General features: G+C 72.7%; 18 protein-coding genes. 5 read left to right on the top strand and 13 right to left on the bottom strand.

The window, feature by feature from the left end:
• Window positions 1–256 precede the first annotated feature (256 nt).
• Both JWN97_RS06260 and JWN97_RS06255 read left to right on the top strand, forming a co-directional pair.
• Window positions 257–682 carry a pyridoxamine 5'-phosphate oxidase family protein gene (locus JWN97_RS06260; RefSeq protein ID WP_297620019.1) on the top strand — a complete coding sequence of 142 codons (426 nt, stop codon included), beginning with the start codon at window positions 257–259 and terminating at the stop codon, window positions 680–682.
• Between the two features lie 74 nt (window positions 683–756).
• Window positions 757–2,193 carry an amino acid permease gene (locus JWN97_RS06255; protein ID WP_297620015.1) on the top strand — a complete coding sequence of 479 codons (1,437 nt, stop codon included), beginning with the start codon at window positions 757–759 and terminating at the stop codon, window positions 2,191–2,193.
• A gap of 12 nt (window positions 2,194–2,205) precedes the next feature.
• Here JWN97_RS06255 and cofC read toward each other — a convergent pair whose 3' ends face one another.
• The 3 genes from cofC to JWN97_RS06240 are packed head-to-tail and all read right to left on the bottom strand — an operon-like array spanning window position 2,206 to window position 4,937.
• Window positions 2,206–2,853 carry a 2-phospho-L-lactate guanylyltransferase gene (gene cofC, locus JWN97_RS06250; RefSeq protein WP_297620012.1) on the bottom strand — a complete coding sequence of 216 codons (648 nt, stop codon included), beginning with the start codon at window positions 2,851–2,853 and terminating at the stop codon, window positions 2,206–2,208.
• 3 nt (window positions 2,854–2,856) lie between these two features.
• A complete protein-coding gene (locus JWN97_RS06245; RefSeq protein WP_297620009.1) occupies window positions 2,857–4,206 on the bottom strand; it encodes a GAF domain-containing sensor histidine kinase in 1,350 nt (449 codons plus the stop codon).
• On the bottom strand, window positions 4,203–4,937 hold the full coding sequence (locus JWN97_RS06240) for a response regulator (protein WP_297620005.1): 735 nt from the start codon (window positions 4,935–4,937) through the stop codon (window positions 4,203–4,205). Before JWN97_RS06240 ends, JWN97_RS06245 begins: the two co-directional genes overlap by 4 nt.
• A 154-nt stretch (window positions 4,938–5,091) precedes the next feature.
• On the opposite strand from JWN97_RS06240, the gene JWN97_RS06235 reads away from it, so the two are divergent.
• Window positions 5,092–7,452, top strand: a complete 2,361-nt coding sequence (locus JWN97_RS06235; RefSeq protein WP_297620002.1) for a bifunctional FO biosynthesis protein CofGH — start codon at window positions 5,092–5,094, stop codon at window positions 7,450–7,452.
• Here JWN97_RS06235 and JWN97_RS06230 read toward each other — a convergent pair.
• Genes JWN97_RS06230 through JWN97_RS06220 form a run of 3 tightly spaced genes read right to left on the bottom strand, consistent with a single transcriptional unit; the run spans window position 7,449 to window position 11,112 of the window.
• A complete protein-coding gene (locus JWN97_RS06230) occupies window positions 7,449–9,593 on the bottom strand; it encodes a xanthine dehydrogenase family protein molybdopterin-binding subunit (protein WP_297619999.1) in 2,145 nt (714 codons plus the stop codon). The genes JWN97_RS06235 and JWN97_RS06230 overlap by 4 nt on opposite strands.
• Window positions 9,590–10,585, bottom strand: a complete 996-nt coding sequence (locus tag JWN97_RS06225) for a xanthine dehydrogenase family protein subunit M (protein ID WP_297619996.1) — start codon at window positions 10,583–10,585, stop codon at window positions 9,590–9,592. Before JWN97_RS06225 ends, JWN97_RS06230 begins: the two co-directional genes overlap by 4 nt.
• Window positions 10,582–11,112 (bottom strand): 2Fe-2S iron-sulfur cluster-binding protein, encoded by a 531-nt coding sequence (locus JWN97_RS06220; protein ID WP_297619994.1) that lies wholly within the window; start codon window positions 11,110–11,112, stop codon window positions 10,582–10,584. The genes JWN97_RS06225 and JWN97_RS06220 overlap by 4 nt, the downstream gene beginning before the upstream one ends.
• A 150-nt stretch (window positions 11,113–11,262) precedes the next feature.
• Here JWN97_RS06220 and JWN97_RS06215 point away from each other — a divergent pair, with 150 nt between their 5' ends.
• Window positions 11,263–11,664, top strand: a complete 402-nt coding sequence (locus JWN97_RS06215; RefSeq protein ID WP_297619991.1) for an MmcQ/YjbR family DNA-binding protein — start codon at window positions 11,263–11,265, stop codon at window positions 11,662–11,664.
• Here JWN97_RS06215 and JWN97_RS06210 read toward each other — a convergent pair.
• Complete coding sequence (locus JWN97_RS06210) at window positions 11,645–14,080, bottom strand: family 16 glycoside hydrolase (protein ID WP_297619988.1); 2,436 nt, start codon at window positions 14,078–14,080, stop codon at window positions 11,645–11,647. The genes JWN97_RS06215 and JWN97_RS06210 overlap by 20 nt on opposite strands.
• Window positions 14,081–14,267: 187 nt before the next feature.
• The gene (locus JWN97_RS06205) at window positions 14,268–15,383 is read right to left on the bottom strand and encodes an alanine racemase (protein WP_297619985.1); all 1,116 of its coding nucleotides are present in this window, start codon (window positions 15,381–15,383) and stop codon (window positions 14,268–14,270) included.
• A gap of 158 nt (window positions 15,384–15,541) precedes the next feature.
• Between JWN97_RS06205 and JWN97_RS06200 the strand changes: the two genes are divergently transcribed.
• Window positions 15,542–16,486, top strand: a complete 945-nt coding sequence (locus JWN97_RS06200; RefSeq protein WP_297619982.1) for a peptidylprolyl isomerase — start codon at window positions 15,542–15,544, stop codon at window positions 16,484–16,486.
• An 8-nt stretch (window positions 16,487–16,494) separates the two neighbouring features.
• Here the strand turns inward: JWN97_RS06200 and dnaB are convergent, their stop codons facing one another.
• From dnaB to JWN97_RS06175, 5 genes are all read right to left on the bottom strand, one after another.
• On the bottom strand, window positions 16,495–17,898 hold the full coding sequence (gene dnaB / locus JWN97_RS06195; protein WP_297619979.1) for a replicative DNA helicase: 1,404 nt from the start codon (window positions 17,896–17,898) through the stop codon (window positions 16,495–16,497).
• A 485-nt stretch (window positions 17,899–18,383) separates the two neighbouring features.
• Entirely contained in the window at window positions 18,384–19,124 is a 741-nt protein-coding gene (locus JWN97_RS06190) for an ABC transporter ATP-binding protein (RefSeq protein WP_297619976.1), read from the bottom strand.
• A complete protein-coding gene (gene cbiQ / locus JWN97_RS06185; protein WP_297619972.1) occupies window positions 19,121–19,789 on the bottom strand; it encodes a cobalt ECF transporter T component CbiQ in 669 nt (222 codons plus the stop codon). The genes JWN97_RS06190 and cbiQ overlap by 4 nt, the downstream gene beginning before the upstream one ends.
• A complete protein-coding gene (locus tag JWN97_RS06180) occupies window positions 19,789–20,121 on the bottom strand; it encodes a PDGLE domain-containing protein (protein WP_297619969.1) in 333 nt (110 codons plus the stop codon). Before JWN97_RS06180 ends, cbiQ begins: the two co-directional genes overlap by 1 nt.
• Window positions 20,118–20,804: an energy-coupling factor ABC transporter permease gene (locus JWN97_RS06175; RefSeq protein WP_297619966.1), complete on the bottom strand. Its 687-nt coding sequence runs from the start codon at window positions 20,802–20,804 to the stop codon at window positions 20,118–20,120. The genes JWN97_RS06180 and JWN97_RS06175 overlap by 4 nt, the downstream gene beginning before the upstream one ends.
• Window positions 20,805–20,860: the final 56 nt, after the last annotated feature.

Genomic DNA, 20,860 nt, shown 5'->3' with positions numbered 1-20,860 from the left:
CCGGCGACCCGCGCGGCGAGCTCGGCCCACGTGGCGTGCACCGCGGGCCCCGCCGCGAGGGCCGGTCGGTCGCACAGCCGACGTCCGTTGCGCTCCACCCAGCACGCGAGGTTCATGCCGCCAACCTCGCCAAGAAGGAGGGGGCGGTCAAGCCTCCGGCGACAGCGTTGAGAAAGGCGTGATGGTGCGCCGGCCCCGCATCGGCGAGGGTGGCAGGAGACCGTGCCACCCGTCCCCGAGACCCGGGAGCATCCTGATGAGGTTGACCGCAGAGGTCGCGACCGCGCGACTCGACGAGCACGTCCACGGGGTCTTCGCGACGCTCCACCCGGAGCGGGGCCCCGATCCGCAGCCGGTCGTGTACGCCGTCCACGACGGGCACGTCGGGGTGCCGATCGACCGCGTCAAGCCGAAGGCGTCCTCCCGCCTCCAGCGCGAGGACAACCTGGCCGCCGACCCGCGCGGCTCGCTGCTGGTCGAGCACTGGGACCTCGACGACTGGTCGCAGCTGTGGTGGGTCCGCGCCGACACCGAGCACCTGCCCGATCCCGACCCGGCGCTGGTCGACGCCCTGGCCGACCGGCTGGCGACGACCGTCCCGCAGTACGCCGACAGGCCGTTCCACCGGGTGCTGGTGTGCCGGATCACCCGGGTCACGGGGTGGGCCGCCAGCGAGGGGTGACGGGGTCCGTCCGGGGCTCGGCCCGTGGCCGGGGAGGGGTTGCCCCCCTGCGGCAGAGCATGGATCGTGGCCCCATGAGTGAGCCCTCGGGTCAGGCCACATCCGGAATCTTCCGCCGCAAGCCCATCACGGCCGAGACGGACGAGTCGCTGGAGCGCAGCATCGGGCTGTGGCAGCTGACCGCGATCGGGCTCGGCGCGATCATCGGCGCGGGCATCTTCGCCCTGGCTGGTCCGGTCGCCAAGGAGAACGCGGGCCCGGCGGTGTCGCTGTCGTTCCTGCTGGCGGGCTTCGCCAGTGCCTGCGCGGCCCTGTCGTACGCGGAGTTCGGTGGACTGATCCCGCAGGCGGGATCCGCCTACACCTACGGCTACGCGGTGCTCGGGGAGGTCGTCGGCTGGTTCATCGGCTGGGACCTGCTGCTGGAGTACACCGCCATCGTCGCGGTGGTCGCCATCGGCGTCTCGCAGTACATCTCCTTCCTGCTGACGGCGATCGGTCTCGACCTGCCCGCCTGGATGCTCGGCGCGCCGGGGTCCGGCGACGGCCATCGCGTGGACCTCTTCGCGATCCTGCTGTGCCTCGGGGTGGCGTGGCTGCTCAACCGGGGCATCAAGACCAGCGCCCGGATCGAGACCTACCTGGTGTTCGTCAAGATCGCGATCGTGCTGGCCGTGATCGTCGTCGGTGTCTTCTACGTCAAGGCCGACAACCTCACGCCCTACGTCCCGTTCGGCTTCAGCGGGGTGGCGACCGGGGCGGCGACGGTGTTCTTCGCGGTGTTCGGGTACGACGCCATGAGCACGGCCGCCGAGGAGTCGAAGGAGGCCGAGCGCAACCTGCCCAAGGCGATCGTGATCTCGCTGGCCATCGCGATGGTCCTCTACCTGATGGCCGCCACCGTGCTGACCGGGATGGTCAACTACACCGACCTCTCCGAGACGGCCGCGTTCAGCGAGGCGTTCAGCGCGGTCGGTCGGCCGGAGTTCGCGAAGGTCGTCGCCGTCGGCGCGATCGTCGGGATCATCACGGTGCTGTTCTCCTTCACCCTCGGCGCCTCGCGGATCTGGTACTCCATCAGCCGCGATGGGCTGCTGCCGTCCTGGTTCGCCACCACCAACAAGCACCACTCGCCCAGCCGGCCGGTGTGGATCGTCGGGATCATCTCCGCCGCGATCGCCGGGTTCGTCTCGATCGGCACGGCGGCCGAGCTCACCAACATCGGGATCCTGCTGGCCTTCGTGGTGGTCTGCGCGGCCGTCATCGTGCTGCGCTACCGCTGCCCAGACCTGCCCCGCACGTTCCGGGTGCCCTTCATGCCCGTCGTCCCGCTGCTCGGCATCGCGTTCTCGCTCTGGCTGACCAGCCAGCTGATGTGGCAGACCTGGGCGAGGTTCGCGGTGTGGTTCGTGATCGGCGCCGTCGTCTACGCCACCTACGGCTACCGCCACAGCCTGGTCGGGCGCGGCCAGGCCGTCACCGGCGATCCCGAGAGCGAGCTCAGGGGCTGAGCCGCGTCCCGCTCAGTGCACCGGGACGTCGAGCTCTGCGGCTGCCGCCGCTGCCCGGGTGTGGGGGCCGGCGCCCCGGGCGAGGGCGGCGCGGAGGTCCGCCAGCGTGTCGACGTCGTGACGTGCGCCGGCCGGGGCTCCGTCGAGGGCTCGCAGTCCCAGCGCGCGGTGCCGGGCCGCGGAGTCCGGCCCGTAGCGGGTGACCGCGGGAAGGCCGCACTCCTGGACCACGAACGTCGTCCCCGTGCCGGCCAGGTCCGGGACGAACGCGCCGCGCCCGCCGGTGCCCGCCCCGACCAGGACGTCGGTGACGTCGCTCGGCGACAGGCAGGGCAGGTCGGCGGGCGCCACCGCCACCCCGCTGTCGCGGTGCCACGAGCCGGCCACGCGGATCCCCTCGCGCACCGCCGGCCCGATGCCGGTGCCGCGGTCGTCGGTCACGCGCGCTCCCAGCCTCGCGACGCGGTCCGCGACGGTCCTGTCCGAGGTCACGACCAGCACCCCCACGACGTACGACGTCGCGGCGAGCGCGACGACGGTGTCGAGCGCGAAGGCCAGGGCCAGCGCCTGCCGCTGGTCGGGCGGCAGCGCCAGGCGGGACTTCGCCAGCGCGAGCGGCTTGACGGGCACCACGGCCGTCACCGGGAAGCTCGGCTCCACGTCTCACCCGGGTCCGGGCAGTGGGTCCGCGCGCGGGAGGGTCAGGCGCATCGAGGTGCCGGCCGGCCCGGAGCGTCCGACCTCGAGGTCGCCGCCCATCGCGCCCACCAGCCCGTGGGCCAGCGCGAGCCCGAGCCCGATGCTCTCCTCCTGGGCGCCCTCGTCGGCGGCGGCGGTCGGCGTGCGTCCCGGTCGGGCGGCGCCGCGCGCGAAGGGCGTGAAGATGCGGGCGAGCAGCTCGGGCGGGATGCCGGGACCGTTGTCGTCGACGGTCACGAGCAGGGTGTCGGGGGCCTCTGCGGAGCACGCCCTGACCACGACCCGGCCACCCACGTCGCCGTGACGGATCGCGTTGGTCACCAGGTTGAGGAAGACCTGCCGGAGCCGGCGGTGGTCGGCGAGCACGACCTCGTCGCCGAGGTGGTGCTCCAGCGAGAACTCGCGCTGATCGGCCCGCGACGAGAGCAGCCCGAACACCCCGTCCACGACGTCGCGCACGCCCACCGGCTCGAGGGCGAGCGGGAGGGCGCCGGCCTCGAGGCGGCTCAGGTCGAGCACGTCGGAGAGCAGGTCCATGACGTGCCCGGCGGCGGCGCCGATGTGGTCCAGCGCCTCGCGGCGCCGCGCCTCGTCGAGGTCCATCGTGCCGAGGAGCTCGGCGAAGCCCACGATCGCCTGGATCGGCGTACGCGCCTCGTGACCGACCGCCGCCAGCAGCTCGGACTTGGCGTGCGAGAGCTCCTCGGCCGTGCGGCGCGCCGTCTCGGCCTCGAGCCGGGCACGTCGCTCCTCCAGCAGCCGGGCGTGGCCGATCGCGACGGAGGCCAGGTGGGTGAAGCGGTCGACCAGCAGCTGCTCGCGCGGGGTCGGGGCGTGCGGACGCGGGTGGTAGACGGCGAACGTGCCGACCGGCAGCCCGTTGCGGCCGTCGATCGGGGTGGACCAGCAGCTCCGCAGCCCGGCGGCGACGGCGACGGCTCGGTAGTCGGCCCACCGCGGATCGGTCATCACGTCGGTCACCACGACCGGCAGGTTGAGGGCGGCCGCGGTGCCGCACGACCCGGCGCCGTCACCGATGGCGAGGCCGTCGATCGCGGCGACGTAGTCGGCGGGCAGGCTCGGCGCGGCGCCGTGGTGCAGGGTGCGGTGCTCACGGTCGAGCAGCAGCACCGAGCACCGGGCGCCGTCCATCAGGTGCTCCAGCGAGGTGAGGATCTCGGTCAGCACCTCGCGCAGCGGGACGGCCCGCGCGATGAGCTCGAGGACCTCGGTCTGCCGGTCCAGCACGTCGCGCACGTCGCCGTCGTCGGGTCCCAGCCCGGCTTCCGTCTCGACCGGCCACGCCTGGCTCATGCGTCGTCCACCAGCTGGTAGCCCACGCCGCGCACGGTCCGCAGCAGCTGCGGGCTGGAGGGGTCGGCCTCGAGCTTGAGCCGCAGCCGGTGGACGTGCTCGGTGACGGTCGCCTCGCCCAGCCACTCGGACGAGGAGTTCCAGACCCGGTCGAGGAGCTGGCTGCGGGTGAAGACGTGACGGGGGTGGGTCGCGAGGAAGGCGAGCAGGTCGAACTCCTTGGGCGTGAGCTCGATGTCGGTCTGGTCGAGCAGGACCCGGCGGCTGGCCGGCTCGATGCGGAGCGACCCGACCAGCACGGCCTCGTCGGCGAGCTCCGGGGAGCTGCGGCGCAGGACCGACCGGATGCGAGCCGCCAGCTCACCGGGCGAGAACGGCTTGACCAGGTAGTCGTCGGCCCCGAGGTCGAGGCCGACGATGCGGTCGGTCTCGCCGTTGCGCCCCGACAGGACGATGATCGGCGTGTCCGAGCGCCCCGTGTGACCGCCCCGGACCGAGCGCAGCACGTCGAGCCCGCCGAGGCCCGGGAGCGACAGGTCGAGGACGACCAGCGTGGGGTGGTCGTCGCGGATCCGCCGCAGCGCCGACGGTCCGTCGTCGGCCTCGACCACGCGGAACCCGGCGTCGTCGAGCTGCCACCGGACCACGGTGCGGATCGCCGCGTCGTCGTCCACGACGAGCACCACCGGGGCCTTGGCGTCGACGACGCGCTCCGCCCGGGTGTGGCTCATGGGTGATGGCTACCACACACGGGCGCCGCGGGTCACTGGCCCGGAGCCATCCGTGGCCGACCGTTGTGGCCGCGTTGACAATCTGTTGGCCGCGGAATGAGACACCGACCACACACTGACCCCATGACCCCCGGCCACGCACCACGATGACCGCATGACTCCGCTGACCGAGCTCGCCACCGCCGAGCTCCTGAGTCGCGCCGCCCACCGGCGCGACACGCTCTTCGGGACACGCGTGACCTACTCCCCCAAGGTCTTCATCCCGCTCACCAAGCTGTGCCGCGACCGCTGCGGCTACTGCACCTTCGCGGAGTCACCGCGGACCGCGACCTCGCCCTACCTCGAGCCGGGCGAGGTGCTCGCGATCGCTGAGCAGGGGGCGGCCGCCGGGTGCCACGAGGCCCTCTTCACGCTGGGTGAGGCGCCCGAGGCCCGCTACCCCGCCGCCGCCGAGTGGCTGGCCGCGCGCGGCCACGCCTCCACGGTCGACTACCTCGTGGAGGTGGCCGCCCTGGTGCTCGCCGAGACCGGCCTGCTGCCGCACGCCAACGCCGGCGCCCTCGGCCGCGTCGAGCTCGCCACCCTCCGCTCGTCGGCCGCCTCGCAGGGGATGATGATCGAGAGCCTGCGCCCCGACCTGGCCGCGCACCGCGGTGCGCCCGACAAGGAGCCGGCGCGGCGGCTCTTCACCCTCGACGCCGCCGGCCGCCTCGGCATCCCCTTCACCACCGGCATCCTCGTCGGCATCGGCGAGGCCGAGGCCGACCGCGTCGAGGCCCTGGAGGCCATCGCGGAGTCCCACCGCACGCACGGACACGTCCAGGAGGTGATCGTCCAGAACTTCCTGCCCAAGCCCGGCACGGCGATGCGCGACGCGACGCCGGCCTCGCACGAGGAGCACCTCCGGGCCATCGCCCTCGCCCGCCTGGTCCTGCCCGACGACGTCCACCTGCAGGCGCCGCCCAACCTCTCCGAGCCCGGCGAGCTGGCCGGCCTCCTGGGGGCGGGCATCGACGACTGGGGCGGCGTCTCGCCGATCACGGCCGACCACGTCAACCCCGAGCGGCCCTGGCCCTCCCTCGACCTGCTGCGCGCGGCCACCGAGGCGGCCGGCCACGAGCTGGCACCCCGGCTGACCATCTATCCCGAGTTCGCCGCCGACCCCGTGCGGTGGCTCGACCCGGCCGTACGGTTCCCGGTCCTCGACCGCGCCGACGCCGACCTGCTGGGTCGCGACGACCCTGGCGCGCTGTGGCCCGAGCGCCACCAGGACGCCGCCAACGTCGGCACCGGCGCCGAGGTCGTGCAGATCGGCAGGCGCTCCACCGCCTGGTTCTCCGGCTCGGGCGTCGACCCCGTCCCCCTCCGCGCCTCGGCGGAGCAGGTGTCGGGACGGGTGCGGGAGGTGCTCGACGGCGTACGCCTGGGTCAGGACCCGGGCGCCGAGGAGCTCGAGGCCCTGTTCGCCGCCCGGGGCCGCGAGGTCAGCGCGGTCGCGGCCGTCGCAGACGAGGTCCGGCGGCGCGTGGTGGGCGACGAGGTCACCTTCGTGGTCAACCGCAACATCAACTACACCAACGTGTGCACCTACAAGTGCACCTTCTGCGGCTTCTCCAAGGGCCCCCTGTCGCTCAACCTGCGCGGGGCCCCCTACCTGCTCACCCTGGAGGACATCGCCGACCGCAGCGAGGAGGCCGCCGCGCTCGGTGCCACCGAGGTCTGCCTGCAGGGCGGGATCCACCCGAGCTTCGACGGCAACTTCTACGTCGAGGTGGCGCAGGCCGTCCACGACCGGGTCCCCGACATGCACATCCACGGCTTCACCGCGCTGGAGGTGCTGGAGGGCTCGCGCCGTCTCGACGAGCCCCTCGACAGCTACCTGCGGCGGCTCAAGGCGGCGGGACTGCGCTCGCTGCCCGGGACGGCGGCGGAGATCCTCGACGACGAGGTCCGGGCGGTGCTGTGCCCCGACAAGGTCACGACCGAGGAGTGGCTGGAGGTGCACCGCGTGGCCCACTCCGTCGGCCTGCGGAGCAACGTGACGATGATGTTCGGCTCGGTCGAGCGGCCGCGGCACTGGGTCACCCACCTGCTGCGCACCCGGGAGCTGCAGCGCGAGACCGGCGGCTTCACCGAGTTCGTCGGCCTGCCCTTCGTGCACATGGCGGCGCCGATCTACCTCAAGCGCGGTGCCCGCCGCGGCCCCACCTGGCGCGAGACGGTGCTGGTCCACGCGATCGCGCGCATCGCCTACGCCGACGACATCGACCACGTGCAGGCGTCGTGGGTGAAGCTCGGCCGGGTCGGCGCGCAGCAGCTCCTGGCCGCGGGCGTCGACGACCTCGGCGGCACGCTGATGGACGAGAACATCAGCCGCGCCGCCGGTGCCAGCCACGGCCAGGGCCTGACCCCCCATGACCTCGCCGACATCGCCCGCGAGGCCGGCCGTCCCCTGCGCCAGCGCACCACCCTCTACGGACAGGTCGCGCCCGTGCCGGCCGGGGCGGTCGGCTAGCCCCAAGCGGCGAACAGCCGGTCCGGGGTGAACGGCAGGTCCCGGAGCCGGACGCCGCTGGCGTTGAAGAGGGCGTTGCCGATGGCCGCCGGCACACCGACGACGCCGAGCTCGCCGATGCCCTTGGCCCCGGTCGCGCCGAACCACGGGTCGTGCTCCTCGAGGCAGATCGCCTCGAGGTCGCCGACGTCGGCGTGCGCCGCGACGTGGTAGCCGGCGAGGTCGCCGTTGACCACGTGCCCGAAGCGCTCGTCGAGGTGCGCCTCCTCGTGCAGCGCCGCGGAGAGCCCCATCGTCATGCCGCCGATCAGCTGGCTGCGCGCGGTGCGGGGGTTGATGATCCGACCGGCCGCGAAGACGCCGAGCATCCGGTCGACGCGCACCTCGCCCGTCACCGTGCTCACCCGAGCCTGCACGAAGTGGGCACCGAAGGCGTGACGTGAGTAGCCGCGCGATCCCCGGGGCATGCGACCGGCCGCGGTCTCGTGGGCCCCCTCGGGCGGCGCCTCGCCGTGCTTGCGCCGGAACTTCGCGGCGGCCGCGACGATCGCGTCGCCCCAGGTGAAGGTGCCGACCGAGCCGCCCGCGGGGATGGCCCACGGCAGGCCGGTGCGACCGATCTCGGCGTCGACGAGGTCGACGGGGACGTCGAGCGCGTCGGCCGCGATCTGCGGCAGGATCGTCCAGGCGCCGGTGCCGATGTCGCCGGCCTGCAGCTCGACGGTGTAGCGCCCGTCGGTGAAGCGGATGCCCGCCCGGCTGGGCACGAAGTACTGGTTGGGGTAGGTCGCGGCCGCGACACCGAGGCCGACGAGCCACTCCCCGTCGCGCTGCGTCCCGACGGGCCGGCGCTGCGACCAGCCGAACTGCTCGGCGCCCTCGCGCAGGCAGGCGACGAGGTTGCGGGTGCTCCACGGCTTGCCGTTCTCGGGGTCCTTACCGGGCTCGTTGCGCAGCCGCAGCTCGATGGGGTCGACGCCGACCGCGTGGGCGGCCTCGTCGAGGGCGGTCTCCAGCGCGAACATGCCGGTGAACTCCCCGGGTGCGCGCATGAAGCTCCCCGGGGCCGCGTCCTGGACGACCGCGTGGTGGACGGTGCGGAGGTCCGCGACGTCGTACATCATGCGCGTCGCCGACACGGTCTGGTCGACGTAGGACTTGAGCCGCGCGGTGGGCGCCCAGCTCTGGTGGTCGAGGGCGAGGAGTCGGCCGTCCGCCTCGACGGACAGCCGGATCCGCTGCTTGCTCGCGGGTCGGTGGCCGACCGTGCGGAACATCTGCTGGCGGGTCATCGCATACTTCACCGGCCGCCCGCCGAGCAGCTTCGCCGCCATCGCGACCAGCACCAGGTGGGGGTGCGGCCAGCCCTTGGTGCCGAACGAGCCGCCGACGTAGGGCGAGACGACCTCGAGCTGCCCGGGCAGCAGGCCGAGCGCCGGCGCGAGCAGGAGTGCGTGGCCCCCGGTGCCCTGGTTGGTGTCGTACAGCGTGAGCCGGGTGGCGCGCGGGTCCAGGGCGGAGGCGTCGTGCCAGATCGCGGTGACCGCGTGGGGCTCGATCGGCGAGTGGAACTCCATCGGCAGGCTGTAGTCGGCCTCGACCAGCGTGCCGCGGGCCAGGCAGGCGTCGGCGTCGCCGCGCTCGTAGGAGCCGTGCTTGAAGGCGTTGACCCGACGGGGCTCGGTGGCCCTCGGGTCGTCGATCGCGAAGCCGAGCTCGGCCGGCTGCTCGTCGTACGTCACCCGCACGAGGCCGGCGGCCTCGCGGGCCACCTGGGGCGAGTCGGCGACGACGGCGCCGGCGATCTCGCCGCGGTGGTGGACCTCGCTCGACTGGAGGATCACCAGGGCCGCGTCGGTGTGCACCCGGATCCTGGGGGCGTTGGCATGGGTGAGCACGAGGCGCACGCCCGGCAGCTCGCGGGCCGCCGCGTCGTCGATGTCCGTGATGCGTCCGCGCGCGATCGTGGAGACGATCGGGAACAGGTGGGCCGGATCCTCGACGGGCTGCTCGTAGGCGTAGGGCGCGGTGCCGGTGACCTTGGCGGGGGCGTCGACGCGCATCCGGTCGTTCCCGGCGACGACCGGCGCCTCCGCAGCGGTGGCCTCCGGCTCGAGGGTCCTGGGTTCGAGCGTGGTCATGCCGCGCTCCCCTCGGACGACCCGGCGAGCCCGGTCAGCACGTCGACGACGGTGTTGCGCACGAGCGGGACCTTGAAGGCGTTGCCCTCCCCCGGGCTCGCGGCGTCGAGCTCGGCCTCGATCGCGGTGCGGAACTGCTCGGGCGAGGCGGGCTGTCCGCGCAGCGCCTCCTCGGCGACCCGCGCCCGGTGCGGTCGGTGGGAGACCCCGCCCAGCGCCAGGCGTACGTCGTGCACCACGCCGTCGCGCGCGTCGAGGGCGGCGGCCACCGACACCAGCGCGAAGGCGTACGACGCCCGCTCGCGGACCTTGCGGTAGCGCGAGCGGACGGCGAAGTCGAGCGGCGGGACCTCGACGGCGAGCACCAGCTCGTCCGGCTCGAGGGTGGTGTCGAGGTCGGGCCGGTCGCCGGGCAGCCGGTGGAGGTCGCCGAACGGGATGCGTCGCTCACCGGTCGGTCCGACCACGACGACCTCGGCGTCGAGCGCGGCCAGCGGGACGCACAGGTCGGACGGGTGGGTGGCGACGCAGGCCTCCGACGTGCCGAGGATCGCGTTGTAGCGGCCGAAGCCGTCGACGGCCGAGCAGCCGGAGCCGGGCTCGCGCTTGTTGCAGGGGGTGGTGAGGTCCTGGAAGTAGACGCAGCGGGTGCGCTGGAGCAGGTTGCCGCCCGTGGTGGCCATGTTGCGCAGCTGGCCGGACGCCCCGGCGACCAGCGCCTGCGTGACGAACGGGAAGCGGGTGCGCACCAGCGGGTGGGCGGACAGGTCGCTGTTGCGGACGCCCGAGCCGATCACCAGGCCGCCGTCCGCGCGCTCGGAGATCGCGTCGAGCGGCAGGCGGGTGATGTCGACGAGGCGGTCGGCCTGCCTGATCCCGAGCCGCAGGTGGTCGACGAGGTTGGTGCCCCCGGCGAGGAAGGTGCCGCCGCCCTCGACCAGGGCCAGCGCCTCCTCGACGGTGGACGGCCGGTCGTAGGCGAAGGGCTTCATGCCGCGCCTCCCTCGCGGGCCACGTCCTGGATGGCGGCCACGATGTTGACGTAGGCGCCGCACCGGCAGAGGTTGCCGCTCATCCGCTCGCGGACCTCGGCGTCGGTGAGATCGACGCTGGTGTCGGCGACGTCGGGGCTCATGTGGCTGGGCATCCCGGCCCGGACCTCCTCCAGCATGGCGACGGCCGAGCAGACCTGGCCGGGCGTGCAGTAGCCGCACTGCAGCGCGTCGCGGTCGGCGAACGCCTGCTGCATCGGGCCGAGGTGCTCGATCGTGCCCAGCCCGGCGGCGGTCGTGACCTCCGCACCGTCGTACGACGCGGCGAGCGCGAGGCACGACAGGATGCGCCGACCGTCGACGATCACCGTGCAGGCGCCGCACTGGCCGTGGTCGCAGCCCTTCTTCACCGACATCACGCCGAGCTCGTCGCGCAGCGCGTCGAGCACGCTGACGCGCGGATCGAGGTCGAGCTCCCGCTCGGTGCCGTCGACGGTGAGCCTGACGCTCACCTCGTGTCGCGTCATCGGCCGTTCCTCCCCAGGTGGCGCGTCGGTGGGACACCACCGTAGGCGGCCGCGGGTGAGTTATCAACTGTCTGGTTAGTTAGTTCCGGGTCCTCGCCATCTCGGACCCACCGGCGGATACTGGAGGACTGGGGTGGAAGGAGGGGCGAGGTGGCAGTCGTCCACGACCTGCTGCCTCTCGGAGAGTCGCTCGAGAGGTCCTACGTCGTGACCGTCCGAGGCCGGCTGAAGTTCCGGGTCGGCTCGATCGTCTACGTCGCCTTCTCGCACGACGAGACCATCATGGGATTCGCGTTCCCCAAGCAGGAGCGTGCCGTCCTGGTCGACAACGATCCCCGCTTCCAGCTGCCGGCCGAGTCCGACATGCGCTTCCACTGGGTGCACGGGGCCCTCCCCGAGCTCGACGCGACCGAGGCGCGTGAGCTGGTGGTGGAGGCGTGGCGCATGGTCGTCCCGCTCAAGCTGTCACGCGCCTACGACCTGGAGCATCCCGACGGTCCGGGCTCAGGGGGGTCCCCGGACCGCCGGGAGGTCAGGGGGCCAGGACCGTGATCCTGGTGGTCCTCGCGGCGGACAGCGTCCGCGCGTCACCGGCGTAGGCGACCTTCATCCTGGCCGTGCCCGCCTTCGCGAAGACCGGCAGCCTGAGCGTGACCTTCCCGCCGCGCAGCGTGCCCTTCAGCGTGGTGGAGCCGACCTTCACGCTCACCTTGCCCGTCGGGGTCGACCCGGCGGCGGAGACGGAGATGACGATCGTCGCCTTCGTCGCCTTCGCGACCACCCGCTTCTGCGTGACCTTCACCTTCAGGGTCGGCCGCGTCTTCGTGACCCCCGGCGTCGGGGTGGGCGTGGGCGTGGGGGTCGGGACGGGGACCGGCGTCGGGGTGGGCGTCGGGGTGGGGTCCGGTGCCGGCGGCACCGGCGCAGCGGTGACCGTGATGGGCAGCCGCACCGTGGTGCCGGTCGTGCTGCCGACGATCGTCACCGTCGCCGGACCTGCGGGCAGGTCGACCGGGAGGGTGGCGCGGACCGCGACCGTGCCGTGGTCGTCGTACGCGTCGTCGCGGAGGGTGTTGTCGACGGGGAAGGAGCCGAGCGGTCGACCGGCGACCGTCACGTCGACGGCGGTGTCCGTCGGGTCGTCAGCGGTGGAGTACGACCACGAGCTGAGGTCGACGTCGTACGCCGTGCCGGCGACGTACGACGCCGGCGCCCCGCCCGGGACGTGGACGCCGACCGCGTGCTGGGCGGCCTCGGGGGCGACGGGCGCGTGGTCCGCGAGGTAGGCGGCCAGGGCGGACACGGCGGTGACGTCGGGGTAGCGCTCGCCGATGCCGTCGACGAGCCCGCGGAAGTTGTCGCCGCCGGTGGCGAGCGACTGGCTGACGGTGACCGAGTAGGTGCCCGTCGCGCTGATCGCCCCGCCGTTGAGCCACATGCCGGTGATCCGGTCGCCCTCGGCCCGGGCGGCGTCGTGGGTCCAGGTGAAGCCGGACGAGGCGCCGAGCCGCACGAACGGGCGGGCCGGGACGGTCCCGCCGGAGGTGCGCTGCCACTGCTGCTCGAGCACCGTCTTGAGCTGGGCGCCGGTGAGGCGCATGTTGACCAGCGGCTCGGCGGCCGTGACGGCGGCGGCCTGGGCGTAGGTCGTCACCGCCGGGTAGGTGCCGGTGGCCACGAGGTCGGACGTCAGCGCGGTGGGGCTGGCGAGCGCGATCTTCGCGGTGCCGGCGGCGGAGCCGCCGGTGGCCCAGCGCTGCGCCTCGGCGAGGAGGTTGCCGAGGGTCGACTCACCGCCCGGGTGCGGGGTGGTGCCGTCGGCCCGGGTCGCGCGACGGATCGGCCCCGTGAGCGCGCCGAGGTCGACGCCGGGTCGGACCTGGATGTCGCGGAAGTCGACCTGGTCGGCGTCGCCACGGTTCTCCAGGCCGATGTATCCGGTCATCGGGGCCGTACGGTCGACGGCGTTGACCGCGGTGCCGTTGAGGAGCACCCGGATCCGGGCGGGGGTCACCTGGATGGTGAAGCGGTTCCACTGCCCGACGGGCTTCACCGCCGCGGCGAGGGCCGTGGCGTCCGCGGGCTGCGCGGTGCCGCCCGTCGCGACGATGGTCGCGGTGTCCGTGGCGCCGATCCTGACGGCGTACCCGCCGCTCGGGCTCGCGCCGCCGGTGCTGGTCGAGGCGACGAAGACGCTCGAGTCGTCGTCGGCGTCCCCGCGACGCCAGTCCACGCCGAGCGTGTAGGGGCCGGTCTGCTGGGTGGTGTTCCACGTGGCGCCCGGGCCCCGGATGCTGCGGATCGTGCAGTCGGTCTGGTGGCCGAAGCCGCCGCCGCCGGCCTTGCGCCACTGGTCGAAGGTCGCGAACGTCCCGTCGAAGAGAGCCGTGCCACCCGGGGCCACGGGCGTGGCGGCGCAGGTGTCGGGCGCGAGGCCGCCGACCTGGATGGCGTCGAAGTTGAGCCGGCACATCTCCTGCGCGCGGTCGCACTGGACCGCGATCGTGTTGGCGCCCTGGTTGAGGGTGACGTCCGCGCGGGCGAACTCCCAGTCCTCCCAGCTCCGGGTCAGCGGATAGCTGACGATCTGGCGAGAGCCGTTGGTGACCAGGCCCATCGCGCGGGTGACGTTCTCCTCCGCGCTGAGCGGACCGGCGGCGTAGCGGATCCAGACGGGGTACGTCCCCGCGGCGGGAGCGGTGACCGTCATCGTCGACTGCATCCCGGTCTCGCGGAACGTGTAAGAGCCCGTGCCGGAGAAGTTGCCGTGGTCGCCGGAGTTGAGGGCCGGGCCCCCGCTGATGACGCCGTTCTCGACCTCGAGCCAGGCGATCTGCGTGTCCCCCACGGCCGCGTGGGCCGGTGCGGTCGCGAGGCCGCCACCGGCGAGGGCCAGCGCGACGACGGAGAGCACGACGGCGCGCAGGCGGGTGCGTACGGACGTCGAGGTGGGGACAGGCTGTGTCACGACGGACTCCTCGCGGGGACGCGCTGTGACGCACGCCACAGACGCTGCGTGACGCTACGCCCGCGGGTTCACATTGTCGAACCATGTTCCACATCTCGGACACTCGTCCACCCCGACGGTGTAGATTCACATACTTGAACTACATGACCGCCCACTTCGCAGCGAGCCGGGTGGGAGTGGGCCGACCTTAGGAATTGGCGCCGCGAGCGTCCACGGGCCAGGTGTCGACGACCTCGTCGCCCTCGACGACCACGAGCCGATCGACCAGGTTGATGCTCGTGCACACGTGGTTGGGGGCCACTCGCACGCGGCTGCCGACCGCGGGCACCGACCCTTCGCCGAACACGACGGTGGCGTGATGCTCGGAGAGCGCGACGACCCGCGCCTGCGGGTGGGCGGGCAGGCGGCCGTGGCCCGTCGCCCACGCGGCCCGGTCGGTGCTGAGGACCTTGCTCCCCGCGTCGAGGACGGCCTCGCCGTGCCGGGCGTGGACGACTGTCGCGACGACGGTCAGCGCACAGTCGGCGACGTCGGTCGAGCCCAGCTCGACCTGCTGCGCGTCGCCGAAGGTGGACACGCCCGGGCGGGTCTCGGTGATCGGGAACTCCAGGCTCGGCTGGTCGTCGAGGGGCAGGTAGTCGACCGGCGAGGTGCCTCCGCTGCGCACGCGCGGGTCGACGCCCACGGCCACCAGCGCGCGGGCCGCGACGTCGAGGGCGCGCGCCTCGTCAGCAGCCGCCCCCTCTCTCGCGCCGGGGGCGTAGGCGTGGCCGGGGAACGTGAACACGCCCGCCACGGCGAGGCCGCGCCGCACAGCGTGGGACGCGAGCTCACCGGCCGCCCGCGGGTCCACCCCGGTGCGGTGGTGTCCGGAGTCGACCTCCACCACGACCTCGACCGGCGCGCCGCGGAGGGCCTCGGCGAGCTGGTCGGCACCGGCGACGGAGTCCACCCCGACCCGGAGCGCGACGGCGTCGGCCAGGGCACGCAGCCGATCGGCACGCCTCCCGGCCGCCCAGATCGGGTAGGCAAGGAACAGGTCGTCGAAGCCGCCCGCGGCGAAGATCTCGGCCTCGCCGACGGTGGCGAGGGTGAGGCCGACGGCCCCGTGCTGCAGCTGCAGCCTCCCGATCGCCAGGCTCTTGTGGGTCTTGGCGTGCGGACGCCAGGCGACCCCGCGGGCCCGCGCCCGCGCGGCGCTCGCCGCGAGGTTGCGCTCCAGGACGGCGCGGTCGACGGCCAGGTACGGCGTGTCCGGCAGGCGTCGATCCTCGTCCTCGGGGTCGGCGACGGATGACGGCACCGCTCGATTGTGCCCTGACCCCACGCGTGTCTCGGCTCGCGGACCGCGCTCGTGGCACGAAGTACTGTCTCGTGGCCGTACGTCACTGATGCTGCGCCGCCATCTCCAAGGCCGCGTCAGTGATGTGGTGAGGTCAGGACGAACTCGAGGAGCGGGACGTGAGCAGCAGCAAGCAGCGCAAGGCACGCCAGAAGGCCGAGCGCGAGCAGTGGGAGCGTGAGCAGGCGCGACTGGCGGAGGGCCGCCGACGTCGACGACTGCTGCTCGGCGCACTGGCCACAGTCGTCGCGGCGTCGGTCATCGCCGTCGTGGTCGCCCTGACCACCGGTGACTCTCCGGACCCGAGTGCCGACGAGCCGCCGGCCGGGGACGTCGAGCTGGACCCCGAGGAGGCGGCGGGCGAGGCACAGGCCGCCGCGGCCAACGAGGCCAGGGCCGCCGGGGACGTGCTCGCCGAGGACTACACCGTCGAGCCGGGCACTCCGGTCGACAGCGGCGCGAAGCCGCCCCGCGACGACCGGCCCGTGGCCTGCGGGGCGAAGACGCCGGCCAACGCGCGAGCGACGCGTCCCCGCTATCCAGGCGGTCCGGCCGACGTCCTCCGTGACGGGGTCGACTACGTCGCGAGGATCGAGACCTCCTGCGGCCCGATCACCATCGACCTGCTGGAGAAGGACGCCCCCGTCGCCGTCAACTCGTTCGTCTTCCTCGCCGGCGAAGGCTTCTACGACGGCCTCGATTTCTTCCGCGACTTCGGGGGGATCGCCGCGGCCCAGGCAGGCAGCGGCGACAACACCGTCCGCTGGGACATCGGCTACACGCTCCCCGACGAGCTGGACGCTGCCGAACGTGAGGGCTATCCGATCGGGACGGTGACGACGGCCGGTGAGGGCGCCTACACCGCCGGCAGCGACTTCTACATCGCCTACGGCAAGGAGTTCGCCGCCGGCTTCGAGACCAACCGGATCCAGACCACGTTCGGCCGGGTGCTGAGCGGGATGGACGTCATCAACACCGTCACCGCCATGGACCGCCTCGGGATGGGCGGCGAGGTGTACGCCGAACGGCTGTTCATGGAGTCGGTGACCATCCAGGAGCGCTGAGGCGAACCTCAGCCCTGCGCCATGTCCACGAACCTCGAGTAGTGGCCCTGGAACGCCACGGTCAGGTCGCGGGTCGGACCGTTGCGGTGCTTGGCCACGATCAGGTCGGCCTCGCCGGGACGGGTCGACTCCTTCTCGTAGACGTCGTCGCGGTGAAGCAGGATCACCATGTCGGCGTCCTGCTCGAGCGAGCCCGACTCGCGCAGGTCGCTCATCATCGGCCGCTTGTCGCCACGCTGCTCGGGACCACGGTTGAGCTGCGACAGCGCGATGATCGGCAGCTCGAGCTCCTTGGCGAGGAGCTTGATGTTGCGGGAGAACTCCGAGACCTCGAGCTGGCGGGACTCGACCTTCTTGCCCGAGCTCATCAGCTGCATGTAGTCGATGACGATGAGCTTGAGGTCGTGGCGCTGCTTGAGCCGGCGCGCCTTCGCCCGGATCTCCATCATCGTCATGTTGGGGCTGTCGTCGATGAACATCGGCGCCCCGGAGACCTGGCCCATCTTGCGGGCGAGCTTCTCCCAGTCGTCGTCGCGCATCGTGCCGTTGCGGATGTGGTTGAGCGGGACCTTCGCCTCCGCCGAGAGCAGGCGCATCATGATCTCCGAGCGCGTCATCTCGAGGCTGAAGAAGCAGCTCGTCAGGTTGTTGTGGATCGACGCCGCACGGCAGAAGTCGAGTGCCAGCGTCGACTTCCCCATGGCGGGGCGAGCCGCGACGATGATCATCTGGCCGGAGTGGAGGCCGTTGGTCAGGTCGTCGAGGTCGGCGAAGCCGGTGGGCACGCCGTAGAGGCCGGCCTCGCGGTTGCCGATCATCTCGATCTCGTCGAGGACACCGCTCATGATGTCGCTCAACGGCGCGTAGTCCTCGGTCGCCCGGCGGTCGGTCACCTTGTAGACCTCGGCCTGGGCGCTGTCGACGACGTCGTCGATCTGGCCCTCGCCGGCGTAGCCGAGCTGGGCGATGCGGGTGCCGGCCTCGACCAGGCGACGCAGCACGGCCTTGTCGCGGACGATCTCGGCGTAGTAGCCGGCGTTGGCCGCGATCGGCACGTTGGCCGAGAGCGTGTGGAGGTAGGGGGCGCCGCCGATGCGCTGGAGCTCACCGCGCTTGGTCAGCTCCGCCGCCACGGTGATCGGGTCGGCGGGCTCGCCGCGGCCGTAGAGGTCGATGATCGCGTCGTGGATGATCTCGTGGGCGGGGCGGTAGTAGTCGACACCCTTGAGCGCCTCCACCACGTCGGCGATGGCGTCCTTGGACAGCAGCATCGAGCCGAGCACGCTCTGCTCGGCGGCGTTGTCCTGCGGCGGGGTGCGGTCACCGGCCGAACGGGGGGCGTTGCCCGGCTCGTAGGCTGCCGGGCCGTCGCCCCAGGCCTCGTCGGTGTCCCCTTCGAAGGTGACGCTCACCGGTGCTCCCTTCGTCGTCCTGCTCACCACCACTGCCCCGACGCTAGGGACGACCACCGACATCGAGTCGATGGTCCGCGCGGGGTCCGGGCCGTGCGCGAACCTACGTGCTCCCCGGCGCCAGGGGAAGCCGACGGCGCCGAGTTATCCACAGGCTCTGTGGACAACCTGCGCACTCGCGTGGACGACACGCTGCGGTGGGTGCACATGTCGTGGATCCACCTGTGGAGAGAGCAGAAACTTCGACCGGTACATGGCTGCTGACCTGCGCAAACGTCGTACACACCCTGTGGAGGAAAAACTCCACGCGCGATGCGTCGTTCACCTGTCCGCCATCTGGATGATGCCCGTTGGTTTGACGATCCGGGCACCGCGATGACCGCGATCCGCCATCATCCACATCGCCGTACACAGGTAGTCCGATGGGACTATGTACACCGCCCGGGCCCGCTCGTTATGGCGGCACGGTCCGGGTCACGTGCGATTCAGCAGGTGTGGGGGTCGAAGCCGTAGGGCAGCTCGAGGCGGTGCGACTTCATCAGCGCGTCGTCGGTGAGGATGTCGAGGGTGCGGCCCTCGGCGGCGACGATGCCGTCGGACAGCACGATCGCGCGCGGGCACAGCTGCAGGGCGTAGGGCAGGTCGTGGGTGACCATCATCAACGTGACGTCGAGGCCGGTGAGGATGTCGGCGAGCTCGCGGCGCGACGCGGGGTCCAGGTTGGAGCTCGGCTCGTCCAGCACGATGATCTCCGGCTCCATGACGAGCACGGTGGCCACGGCCACGCGCCGGCGCTGGCCGAACGACAGGTGGTGCGGCGGGCGGTCGACGAAGTCGGCCATCCCGACCATCTCCAGCGCGGCCATCACCCGGCGGTCGAGGTCGGCGCCGCGGATCCCGAGGTTGCGGGGGCCGAAGGCGACGTCGTCGCGCACGCTGCCCATGAAGAGCTGGTCGTCGGGGTCCTGGAAGACGATGCCCACCCGGCGGCGGATCTCGGACAGGTTCTCCTTGACGACGGGGAGGCCGGACACGCTCACGGTGCCCCGCCCCGGCATGAGGATGCCGTTGAGGTGCAGCACGAGGGTGGTCTTGCCGGCACCGTTGGGGCCCAGCACGGCCACACGTTCGCCGCGGTGCACGTGCAGGTCGACGCCGAAGAGGGCCTGGTGGCCGTCGGGGTAGGCGAACGCCACGGACTGCAGGTCGAGGACGGGGGCGGTCATCGTCGGGCACTCCCGTCATAGCCGCGCGCGATCATCGCGAGGTGCACCCGCTCGCCGCGCTCGAACGAGCGGATGAAGAGGGCGCCCACCGAGCGGCCCAGCACTGGCCAGTGCCGCGGGTTGCGCGCGGTGAACCCGCGGGACTCCCGGGCGGTCTTCATCCGGCCGAGCTCGTCGGTGACGACGTCGAGGTAGCGGACCATGAACCCCATGATCTGGACGAGCTGCGCCGGCACCCGCAGCCGCTCGAGCCCGGCCAGCAGGTCGCGGGGGTCGGTGGTGGCGGCCAGCAGCAGGCTGGCCAGCACGCCCAGGGTCGCCTTCGTCACCAGCCCGGCCGCGGCCACCAGGCCCGGCTCGCTGACGGACAGACCGAGCACCTCGACCTGGGGACCCGTGGCCACGAACGGCAGCACCGCGGCGAACACGAGCACCGGGGTCTCGATCACCATGCGCCGTGCCAGGTAGGGCACGGGCACGCCCGACACCGCGACGAGCACGGCCAGCACGACGGCGTACGCCGCGAAGGCGGGGACCCACGCCAGCGGGGTCGCCACCACGACGAGCATGAAGCCGACCAGGCCGGCGACCTTGAGGTGGGCAGGGGCCCGGTGGAGCGGGGAGTGGCCGTGGAAGTGCAGCCGGTGCCCGTGCGGGGCGCCCATCACTCGCCCTCGCGGTGGGAGCGGACCGGGGCCGGCGCCGGCTCGGACGAGCGCCGCAGTCGGAACAGCAGCGTGGAGAGTCCGAGGACCACCAGGCAGCCGAGCACCCCGGCCAGCCCGCCCGAGATGCGGGAGTGGTCGAGGCCGGCCACCTCGTAGCCCGCGAGCGGACCGCCGCCGGAGGCCCGCTCCGCGGAGGAGAAGCCCAGGTCGCCCGCCACCCGGTTGAGCCCGTCGGGGCTCGCCGAGGCGTAGTAGCTGACGACGCCGGCGATGAGGAGTGCGAGCACCAGACCGGTCAGCACGACGGTGCGTGTCGAGAGGCGCCTCATGCCGACACCGTCCGGGTCTCGAGCTCGCGGGTGGCGACCAGCCTGCGGGCGCCGTGCACCAGGTCCGGCCGGACCGAGACGATGCCGGCGACGACCATGAAGGTGATGACGGCCTCTCCGATGCCGATCAGCACGTGCACCCCGAGCATCGCCGTCATCAGCGTGCCGAAGGGGATCGGGACGACCCCGCCGACGGCGTAGAGCAGCACGAACGTCGCCGCACTCATCGCCACCGACGCCACCGCGCCGAGCGCGGCAGCAGGCGCGACCATCGAGATCCGCCGCGGCAGGACGGCCAGGGCGCCGCGGAAGACGGTGTAGCCGGTCACCACGGCGACGATCCCCATCAGCACCACGTTGGTGCCGAGGGCGGTGATGCCCCCGTCGGCGAAGAGCAGCGCCTGCACCGTGAGGACGACGGTCATGCAGAGCAGCCCGGTGTAGGGCCCGACGAGGACGGCCGTGAGGGCACCCCCCATGAGGTGCCCGCTGGTCCCTCCCGCGACGGGGAAGTTGACCATCTGGCCCGCGAAGACGAAGGTCGCGATGATGCCGGCGAGCGGGGCGACGCGGTCGTCGAGCTCGCGCCGCGCGCCGCGCAGGGCGATCGCGATGCCCGTGGCCGCCACGCCGACCGTGACCAGCGAGGTCGGTGCGTCCAGGAATCCGTCGGGCACGTGCATGGTGACCTCCCGGGTCTTGTTGCACACGATGTGCAACAACGGTGGTTCGGCGCCGA

The sequence above is a fragment of the Nocardioides sp. genome (assembly GCF_025965415.1).
Lineage (GTDB): Bacteria > Actinomycetota > Actinomycetes > Propionibacteriales > Nocardioidaceae > Nocardioides.
This window is presented reverse-complemented; position numbering and strand designations above follow the sequence as displayed.

Coding starts and splice junctions, on each gene's coding strand:
- JWN97_RS06220 (WP_297619994.1), bottom strand. CDS start 11,112: ATGACGCGACACGAGGTGAGCGTCAGGCTCACCGTCGACGGCACCGAG.
- JWN97_RS06225 (WP_297619996.1), bottom strand. CDS start 10,585: ATGAAGCCCTTCGCCTACGACCGGCCGTCCACCGTCGAGGAGGCGCTG.
- cbiQ (WP_297619972.1), bottom strand. CDS start 19,789: ATGGGCGCCCCGCACGGGCACCGGCTGCACTTCCACGGCCACTCCCCG.
- JWN97_RS06180 (WP_297619969.1), bottom strand. CDS start 20,121: ATGAGGCGCCTCTCGACACGCACCGTCGTGCTGACCGGTCTGGTGCTC.
- JWN97_RS06240 (WP_297620005.1), bottom strand. CDS start 4,937: ATGAGCCACACCCGGGCGGAGCGCGTCGTCGACGCCAAGGCCCCGGTG.
- JWN97_RS06260 (WP_297620019.1), top strand. CDS start 257: ATGAGGTTGACCGCAGAGGTCGCGACCGCGCGACTCGACGAGCACGTC.
- JWN97_RS06255 (WP_297620015.1), top strand. CDS start 757: ATGAGTGAGCCCTCGGGTCAGGCCACATCCGGAATCTTCCGCCGCAAG.
- JWN97_RS06245 (WP_297620009.1), bottom strand. CDS start 4,206: ATGAGCCAGGCGTGGCCGGTCGAGACGGAAGCCGGGCTGGGACCCGAC.
- JWN97_RS06175 (WP_297619966.1), bottom strand. CDS start 20,804: ATGCACGTGCCCGACGGATTCCTGGACGCACCGACCTCGCTGGTCACG.
- JWN97_RS06230 (WP_297619999.1), bottom strand. CDS start 9,593: ATGACCACGCTCGAACCCAGGACCCTCGAGCCGGAGGCCACCGCTGCG.
- JWN97_RS06235 (WP_297620002.1), top strand. CDS start 5,092: ATGACTCCGCTGACCGAGCTCGCCACCGCCGAGCTCCTGAGTCGCGCC.
- JWN97_RS06190 (WP_297619976.1), bottom strand. CDS start 19,124: ATGACCGCCCCCGTCCTCGACCTGCAGTCCGTGGCGTTCGCCTACCCC.